6 protein-coding genes and 1 pseudogene are annotated in these 9,340 nt (G+C 63.1%); all 7 read left to right on the forward strand.

Going from position 1 to position 9,340, the window contains the following annotated elements:
* On the forward strand, positions 1 to 1,369 hold a 1,369-nt coding region (locus tag B7L72_RS00535; RefSeq protein ID WP_081191971.1), incomplete at its 5' end, for a carbohydrate porin.
* Between the two features lie 107 nt (positions 1,370 to 1,476).
* Positions 1,477 to 4,179, forward strand: coding sequence for an HTH-type transcriptional regulator MalT (malT, locus tag B7L72_RS00540; protein ID WP_081191973.1), 2,703 nt, complete (start codon positions 1,477 to 1,479; stop codon positions 4,177 to 4,179).
* Between the two features lie 140 nt (positions 4,180 to 4,319).
* Positions 4,320 to 6,000: pseudogene (locus B7L72_RS00545) on the forward strand (alpha-glucosidase).
* On the forward strand, positions 5,988 to 7,103 hold the full coding sequence (ugpC, locus tag B7L72_RS00550) for a sn-glycerol-3-phosphate ABC transporter ATP-binding protein UgpC (RefSeq protein WP_081191975.1): 1,116 nt from the start codon (positions 5,988 to 5,990) through the stop codon (positions 7,101 to 7,103). The pseudogene B7L72_RS00545 and the gene ugpC overlap by 13 nt, the downstream one beginning before the upstream one ends.
* Positions 7,104 to 7,208: 105 nt before the next feature.
* On the forward strand, positions 7,209 to 7,730 hold the full coding sequence (locus B7L72_RS00555) for a DUF3455 domain-containing protein (RefSeq protein WP_081191977.1): 522 nt from the start codon (positions 7,209 to 7,211) through the stop codon (positions 7,728 to 7,730).
* A gap of 115 nt (positions 7,731 to 7,845) precedes the next feature.
* Positions 7,846 to 8,424, forward strand: coding sequence for a sigma-70 family RNA polymerase sigma factor (locus B7L72_RS00560; RefSeq protein ID WP_081191979.1), 579 nt, complete (start codon positions 7,846 to 7,848; stop codon positions 8,422 to 8,424).
* Positions 8,425 to 8,793: 369 nt separating this feature from the next.
* On the forward strand, positions 8,794 to 9,162 hold the full coding sequence (locus tag B7L72_RS18770) for an anti-sigma factor (RefSeq protein WP_254893720.1): 369 nt from the start codon (positions 8,794 to 8,796) through the stop codon (positions 9,160 to 9,162).
* Positions 9,163 to 9,340: the final 178 nt, after the last annotated feature.

Here is a 9,340-nt window from a genome sequence, read left to right on the forward strand (position 1 = left end):
CGATCTGGCCGAGCAGGGAGCCACGCCACCGCCTTCCAGCGCCCCAGCGGCCGCCACCACCGATGCCGACCTCGAAGAGCGCTTGGCACGAGTAGAGCGCCAGGCCAGCGGTGAAGAGGGCTTCTCGTTCAACGTTTACGCCCGCTCTGGCCTGCTGCTGGGCGAAGATCGCAAGAGCATCGATGGCGGCCCCTACGTGACCCCAGCTGGTAACCTGGGCGGTGCCGTGGGTCGTCTGGGCAACGAGCCCGATACCTACACCGAAGCCATTCTCAACTACCGCATGCAGTTCGATAACGGCGCCCGCGCCCGTTACACCACCATGCTGGCCGCTGGCACCAACTCCAGCAACGATTGGGTTGGCGACGATACCAACCTCAACGTCCGTCAGGCCTATGCCGAGTTCAGCGACCTGCCCAGCTTCACCGGGGCCTTCGAAAATGCCTCCATCTGGGCGGGTAAGCGCTTCGACCGGGATAACTTCGATATCCACTGGCTGGACAGCGACGTCGTGTTCCTGGCCGGTACCGGTGGCGGTATCTACGATATTCAACTGGCCGATAACTGGAAGTCCAACTTCTCGCTGTATGGCCGTAGCTTCAGTGACTTTGACGTCATCAACCGCGAAAACCCCGGCCTGGACGGTGAAGGCAGCAACACCGACAACCTGATTCTGACCTCCAACAACTACTTCGGTAACTGGCAGGTCATGGCGAACGTGATGTCGGCCGCCGACAACGACGAGCGCGACATCGGCGTAGGCCAGACCGCCGCCGACAGCGGCTGGCACACCATGGTGGCGTACCACGGCGACAGCTTCTTCGGCCTGGGCGAGGGTAACTTCAAAGCGGCGCTGCTGCACGGCCAGGGGCTAGGGGCGGAAGTGAAAGGGCTGGGCAGCAATGGCGACCTGACCGACGACGCCACGGCGACTCGCCTGGCGGTCTACGGCACCACCTACATTGCCCCGCAGTGGCGCATTGCGCCCTCGATTCTGGCAGAGGTCAGCGACGACCGGTTTGCCGATGGCGACAGCTACTCCTGGGCCACGCTGAACGTGCGTCTGGCCAACGAGATTACCCAGAACTTCGAGATGCAGTACGAAGGTAGCTACCAGTACATGGATCTGGACCCCAATGGCTTCAATGGCCGCAATGCCGTCAGCGGCAATTTCGGCAAGCTGACCATTGCGCCCACTTTCAAGCCGGATGTCGGTGGCTTCTGGAAGCGTCCTGAAATTCGTCTGTTCGCCTCCTATACTGACTGGGATGCCGAGCTGAACGGCTACACGATGGAAGACTCGTTTGGCAACGATGGCTTTACCGGTGGCCAGTGGAGCTTTGGCGTGCAGAGCGAAATCTGGTTCTAACCCATCGCACCATGCCTGGCAGGTTTCCTTACCTGTTTCACCAATGCCGATTGCCCGCGCTCCGTCGCGGGCTTTTTGCTCGTTAAACTCGACCCAGGGAGGCACCGATGCTGCTGCTCAAGGAAAAACTGAAGGCGCCGCCGCTACCTCCCTGTACGGTGGCGCGGCCGCGTTTGAACGACCACTTCGCGTTGAACGAGCAGGTGCGCCTGCTGGTGGTTCAGGCGCCACCGGGCTATGGCAAGACCACGCTGCTGGCCGAGCGGCTGCCCGTCCTGGAGCAGCAGGCAAGCTGGCTGCGGCTGGACGAGCAGGATAATCAGACACACCGCTTTCTGGCCTACTGGCAGGCGGCCATGGACACTCTGTTGGCCCCTCAGGTCACGCTGACGCCGGGGGATGACAGCGAATGCATTGCCCACATGGAGCGCTGGTTGACGGAGCTACCCGAACAGCACGCGCCTTGCCGACTGGTCGTGGATGGCTTCGAGCATCTTGCCAACCCCGAGATTCTCACCGCGCTGGCCCACTGGCTGCGCCATCAGCCGCCCTGGCTGACCTTGACCTTGGCCAGCCGGTCACGCCCGGCACTGGGGCTTGCCAGCCTGCGCCTGCGCGGTGAGCTGGAAGAGATCGACCTGCATAGCCTGGCATTCGACAGTGAAGAGGCGCATACCCTGTGCGCCGAACAGCTGAGTTTTCCGCCTACCCGGGTGAGCCTGGAGCGCGCGCTACGCTTGAGCGGAGGGTGGGCCATGGCGCTCAACTGGCTGGTCGAGCGCACCACCACCCGAGCAGGTTTCGATGCCTTGCTGGAACGGCTAAGCGGCGCGCATCCCGATTTCGTCGCCTGGTTCGACGAACTGCTGACCACTACCTTGCCCAGTGAGGAGCGCGAACTGCTGCTTCAGCTGGGAGTGCTGGAGCGGTTCTCTCCCGAGCTGATGGCGCGGCTATTGGAAGGGGAGCGGTTGACGCAGCGGCTGGAGGCCTTCGAGCAGGCCGGGCTGTTCATCGAACGGCCCGATCCGCATGCCCAGTGGTATCGCTTTCATCGCTTGTTTGGCGACTACCTGCATCACCGCCGCCATGAGCTGAGCCTGGCCACCCAGCGCACGCTGCATCAGCGGGCCAGTCAGGCCTGGCTGGCGCTCGATGACCCGGTCATGGCGCTGCGCCAGGCCATTCTGGCCGACGCGCCGGACCTGATCAGCCCGTTACTCATCGCGCAAGGGTCGGCACTGCTCTCCAAAGGCGCCTACGCACTGCTGGCCAGAGGGTTGGAGCGGCTGGGCGAGCCGCAGCTCGGCCAGTGCCCCGAGCTGGCGCTGCTTTATGGCTGGGTGTCCCATGCCCAGTTCCAGTTCGATGTCACGGCCCGCGTGATCGGCTGGATCGAAGCTCAGCTGCACCTGCCGGAGTGGCAAGCGCTGGGCGCTGAATTTGCCACCTTGCGTGCCCAGCTGGCGATCAATCAGGGGAACGCCGAGCGCGCTGCGCCGCTGGCCGAGCAGGCGCTGGGGGTGCCGGCGCGTTACCTGGCATCGACGCCCCTGACGGCCACCGCGATCCTCAGCGAAGCGCGTTTCGTTCAGGGGCACCTGGAGGAGTCGCTGCTGAACGTGCGTGACGTGGTGCGCCAGGCCCATCACCACGATGATCACCAGCGCCTGATATGGGCCTTTTGCCACCAGTCGGAAACGCTGGTGGCCCAAGGGCGTTTGCAGGCCGCCTACGATATTCAGGAGCGCGCCTTCGTGCATCTCGAGCGCGCAGAGCTCGAGCATCTGCCGGTGGCCGAGTTTCTCTATCGTATCCGCAGTCAGCTGCTCTGGGAGTGGCATCGGCTGGACGAAGCCGAGCAGGCGGCGCTCAAGGGCATTGCCGTGCTGGACAACCAGGGGGAGCGCTGGACCCTGCAGTGTCATATTCAGCTGGCCAAGATTGCCCAGAGTCGCGGCGATCAGGCCCAGTGTGCCGACCATATTCGGCGGCTGCGCAAAATTCTCGCCGACGGCGATTACCATATCGACTGGGTCGCCAATGCCCACGCGACGCTGCTTAGCTGGTGGCAGTCGAGCCAGGACCTGGAGGCAGTGGAGCGCTGGCGCCAGGAAGCGCCGCCGCCCATCACCGATAGGGCCACCAACCATTTCGCCCAGTGCAACGTGCGCAACCACGCTCGAGCGCTCACGCTGCTGGGCCAGTGCGAGGAGGCCCGCACGCTGCTGGAGGCCCTGGAAGCGCACGCTCGGCAGTCTGGGTTGGTGACCGACGCCAACCGTAACCAGCTCTGCCTGGCCGCAGCTGCCTGGCATGCAGGAAGAAGAGAGCGCGCTCGCGAGCATATACAGCAGGCCCTGAGCCTGGCGTCGCGCACCGGCCTAGTGGGCAGCTTTTTGCGGTTGGGCAAACCGTTAGGGGCGCTGCTGGCTGGCCTGCTCGAAAGCGACTCGTTGGGGGCCCTGGAAAAGGCGAGGGCCGAGCGGTTGATGGCACTGGCAGGGCGCCAGAAGGATTTTGGCAGCGCCCGGCGTTTGATTCTCGACGAGACGGTGATTGCCGATATCGTGGCTCGCCCGGATGTGCCGGAACTGATCCGCACCTCACCGCTGACCCGCCGTGAGTGGCAGATCCTCGGGTTGATTCATGCGGGGCTATCCAACGAGCAGATTGCCGAACAACTCTCGGTGGCCCAGACCACCATCAAAACCCATATCCGCAGCCTTTACCAGAAGCAGAACATTCGTCGCCGTGAGGAGGCCATACACCTGGCGGGGCAGCTACTGGCCCACATTCACGGGGATTGACCCCGTCGGAAGGCTGCCCAGCGCCCTCGGTTCGCCTCCTCCTCTCGACTACGCCCGGTACTCCCTGCGGGGGAGGATTCGATCCCGCCGCGCAGCCTGCATCATGCCCTTATCGCTGATAACAACCATAAGGATTCGCCATGATGCAGACACCTTCTACTTCGCACTATGTTGGCAGCCAGGGGGCCGACTGGTGGCGCGGCGCGGTGATTTATCAAATCTACCCGCGCAGCTTCATGGATAGTCGTGGCGACGGCATTGGCGACCTGCGGGGGGTGATCGAGAAGCTCGACTACATTGCCTCACTGAACGTCGACGCCATTTGGCTTTCGCCCTTTTTTACCTCGCCCATGAAGGATTTTGGTTACGACATCAGCAACTACCGCGATGTCGATCCAATGTTCGGCAGTCTGGAAGACTTCGACCGGCTGGTCGAGGCGGCTCATGCCCGCGGGCTGAAAGTCACCATCGATCAGGTCATGTCGCACACCTCCGACCAGCACGCCTGGTTCGAGGAGAGTCGCCAAAGCCGCGATAACCCCAAAGCCGACTGGTACGTATGGGCCGACCCCAAACCCGACGGCGCGCCGCCGACCAACTGGCAATCCGTGTTTGGCGGCAGCGCCTGGCAGTGGGATACCCGACGCTGCCAGTACTACCTGCACAACTTTCTGGCCAGCCAGCCAGACCTCAATTTCCGCACCCCTGCCGTGGTCGAGGCCATTCTCGAAGAAGCGCGGTTCTGGCTGGAGCGTGGGGTCGATGGTTTTCGCCTCGATGCGGTCAATTTCTGTACCCACGGCGAGTTGAAGGATAATCCGCCGCGTCAGGAGATCACCGAAAGCTTTCTGGGCGTGCGCCCCGACAACCCCTATGGCTATCAGCTCCACCAGTACGACAAGACCCAGCCGGAAAACCTGGTATTCCTGGAGCGGCTTCGGGCGCTGCTCGATGAGTACCCCGGCGCCACCAGCGTCGGTGAAGTGGGGGATGACGACGCCCTCGGCGTCATGGCGGCCTACTCCCAGGGGGGGGCAGCGGCTGCACATGTGCTACTCGTTCAACCTGCTGACCGACAAGGCCGACCCGACGTACCTGCACGAAACGCTGACCGAGATGGAAGCGCGGATTGGCGATGGCTGGCCCTGCTGGGCGCTGGGCAACCATGACGTCACGCGGCTGGCGACTCGCTGGCAGGCCCAGGGGCAGCTCGATAAGCTGCGTCTGTACATGGTGTTCTTGCTCAGCCAGCGGGGCAGCGTGTGCCTCTACCAAGGGGAGGAGTTGGGGCTGCCCGAAGCGCAGCTGACCTTCGAGCAGCTGGTGGACCCGGCAGGCATTACCTTCTGGCCTGCCTATAAAGGCCGTGATGGCTGCCGTACGCCGCATCCCTGGCAGGCAGATAGCCGCCATGCTGGCTTCAGTCGTGCCACGCCCTGGCTGCCGGTGCCCGAAACCCACGCAGCGCTGGCAGTCGATCAGCAAGAGCAGGATGCCGATTCACTGCTCAACGCTTACCGGGAGTTCCTGGCGTTTCGCCGCACCCAGCTCGCGCTGGTCAAGGGGGAAGTACGCTACCACCCGGTGCGTGACGAGGTGCTCTGCCTGGAGCGCACCTATCAGCAAACCCGCCTGTTGGTGGCGCTGAACTTCAGCGATCAGACCATTACCCGCTCGGCGCCCGAGCATGCTGAAGCACTGGAAGGCGCCCCCCATTGGCTCAAGGGCGAATGGCAGGCCGGTACGCTGACGCTGCCGCCGTTTGGCGTGGCAATTGCCCGCTGCCCACAGGCTCAGGAGGATACATCATGGGACGTTTGACCCTTAGCGGCATCGGCAAGTCGTTTGACGGCGTCGAAATCTCTCGGGATATCGACCTCACCATCGAAGACGGCGAGTTCGTGGTGTTCGTGGGCCCCTCCGGCTGTGGTAAATCCACGCTGCTGCGCATGATTGCGGGTCTGGAGGACATTACCACCGGGGACATGCAGCTGGATGGCCAGCGGATCAACGAGATTCCACCCCAGGAGCGGGACATCGGCATGGTGTTCCAATCCTACGCCCTCTACCCGCACATGAGCGTGGCCGAGAACATGGCGTTCGGACTCAAGCTGGCGCGTACCGACAAGGCCGAGATTCGCCGTCGGGTGCAGCACGCCGCAGAAATGCTGCATCTCACCGAGCTTCTGGAGCGCAAGCCCAAGGATCTCTCTGGCGGCCAGCGCCAGCGGGTGGCCATTGGTCGGACGCTGGTGAAGGAGCCAGCGGTGTTCCTGTTCGACGAGCCGCTGTCGAACCTCGATGCCGCGCTCCGCGTGGACATGCGTATCCAGATTGCGGCGCTGCACAAGCGCTTGAATGCCACGATGATTTACGTCACCCACGATCAGGTCGAGGCGATGACCCTGGCCGACCGTATCGTGCTGCTTTCAAAAGGGCGTATCGCCCAGGTAGGCGCACCGCTGTCGCTGTACCACTTTCCCAACACGCTGGAAGTGGCGGAGTTCATCGGCTCGCCGCGCATCAATACCCTGCCGGTGACGGTGGTCGACCCCGGCCAGCAACACACGCTGGTACGCCTGCACACCGGCGACAGCCTGGCGGTGGCCGTGAACGGGCAGCAGCTCAAGGCGGGTGATCAGGCCACATTAGGGCTGAGAGCCGAAGATTTCGTTGCCGCAGAGCAGGCGGATGCTACCCTGGACGCCACGCTCATGGTGGCCGAAAAGCTGGGCTACGAGACCCTGGCCCATTGGCAGGTGGCGGGGCGGGACACTCCCTTGACCCAACGCCTGGACGGACTGGCACGGCTGGCAGAAGGGCAGGCGTCTCGGCTGGGCATCAACGGCCAGCGCTGCCATTTGTTCGATGCCCAAGGGGATGCCTGCCCTCGCCAAGTGACGGTGGACGGGGTGAGCCAATAACGTTTTTAAATTTTTTCAAAAAGAGTGCATCCAATCGGTCTCCTCGTGTGTATCCCCTATACAGCCACGGCAAAAGTGGCTGATACACAACCCAAGGAGACTGACATGACCATTCAACATCTAACGCGTGCCACCCTCGCTGCGACCCTGATTGCATCCTTCAGTCAAGCCGCGCTGGCCGATGTGCCTGACGACATTCAAGTGCCGGATGGCCATAGCGTCGCTCTGGAAACAGTGGGCGTGGGCGCGATTACTTACATGTGTGAAGCCAAGGACGACGGTAGCCTGGGTTGGGTTTTCAAGGGCCCCCATGCGGCGCTGAATGACCGCGAAGGCAATCAGGTCGGCAGCTACTACGGCCCGCCCGCCACTTGGGAATCACTGGACGGCTCCAAGCTGACCGCAACGGAGCTGGCCGTATCTCCCAACGGTGACGGCAACATTCCGCTGCAGCTGGTAGAAGCCAATCCGGCCGAAGGTGAGGGTGCCATGAATGGCGTCACTTATATTCAGCGCCTGGACACCCAGGGCGGTGTGGCGCCCGATGTGGCCTGTGGTAGCGATAACGAAGGCGCCACCGCCGTGGTCACCTACCAGGCCGATTACATCTTCTGGACCGCTAACTGATCTCGTCGGCGCTACTCTGATGCGTTGAAGATGGGGGCTCGCATCGCGGGCCCCCAGCGATTATCCTCACTGAACTGCGACGATAGCGACCGACGCGTTACCAGGGAGTGATGATGTGTCCGACGAAGGTGGATCAACGACAGCCAACCCATTCGATCATCTCGATGCACTTACCCGCATCGCTCGTGGCGAGCAGGCCGCGCTTCATCAGCTGTATCAGCAGGAAGGCGCCAGGCTGCTCGGAGTGGTGTACCGCATCGTCAAGGATCGCGGCATGGCCGAAGACATCGTCCACGACGCCTGCTTGAACATATGGCAGCGTGCCGACACCTTCGACCCACAAAAGGGGGCTGCCCGCACCTGGATTTTCAGCATTGCCCGCCATTTGGCGCTCAATGCCATGCGTGGGCGTGAGCGCCACGTCTATACCGACCTGAACGACCCCCACGAATTTGCCGATGACGACACCTTTCAGCACGCTTCTCGGATCGAGGAAGCGTTCGATTGGCAAACTGGCGAGCGCATGGATGAGTGCTTGCAGCAGTTGGAAGCCGAGCGTCGCAACTGCGTTCTGCACGCCTATGTAGATGGGCTCAGCCACGCCGAGATCGCGGCGCACACCCGCACCCCGCTGGGGACGGTAAAAGCCTGGATCAAGCGTAGCCTGCTGCGCTTACGGGAGTGTATGGCATGACACGTGCTCATGAATCCGATGATCTGCATGCCTTGGCAGGGGAGTACGTGCTGGGCACGCTGCCGATAGCCGAGCGTGAAGCGTTCGAGGCGCGTCTGGCCAACGAGCCCGCGCTACAAACAGCGGTCGCCGCCTGGGAAGAGCGATTTTTCCCCTATACCGCCATCGTCGACCCCGTCACCCCCTCCGATTACCTATGGCCGCGCATCGAGCGCAGCCTGAAAGCATCCGCGGTACGGCCTACTGCACCGGGAGTGACGCCTGCCCGCGCGCCGGCTGCCCCGCGCCGCCGATTGATGCACAGCCTGCCGTTCTGGCGGGCCGCCACCGGGGGCCGGGGCCGTGGCGGCAGCGTTGGCGATGGGTGTCATGCTGAGCAACGTCACGACACAGCCCGCCGTACCCGAGTACATGGTGGTGCTACTGGCACCACAGACGCAGTCGGCAGGCTGGGTCGTGCAAGCGGCCAACCGCCAGGAGATTCAGCTGATCCCGCTGGGCACCTTCGAAGTGCCGGAGGGCAAAGCGCTGGAGTTCTGGACCAAGGCCGATGACTGGCAGGCACCCGTTTCGCTGGGGCTGGTGGAGCCGGGCCAGCCGCTGCGTCTGCGCCTGGACCAGCTCCCACCGCTGGAAGACAACCAGCTCTTCGAGCTGACCCTGGAAGATGAGACCGGCTCGCCCACCGGCTTGCCCACCGGCCCCATCGAGTTCATTGGCCGCGCGGTGGAGATCTGAGTTTGCCTTCAGCCTATTCGCGGCGTTAGCCGAGCGCGTCTGTCAAAAGAAGGTCAAGCCGACCTGAAACAGCCGCTCGACGTCGCGGATACGGCGTTTGTCGATCACGAACAGAATCAGGTGATCACCGCTCTCCACGCACACGTCACCGTGGGCAATCATCACCTCCTTGCCGCGT

Origin of the sequence: Halomonas sp. BC1, assembly GCF_002078135.1 — a bacterium.
Classification (GTDB): domain Bacteria; phylum Pseudomonadota; class Gammaproteobacteria; order Pseudomonadales; family Halomonadaceae; genus Vreelandella; species Vreelandella stevensii.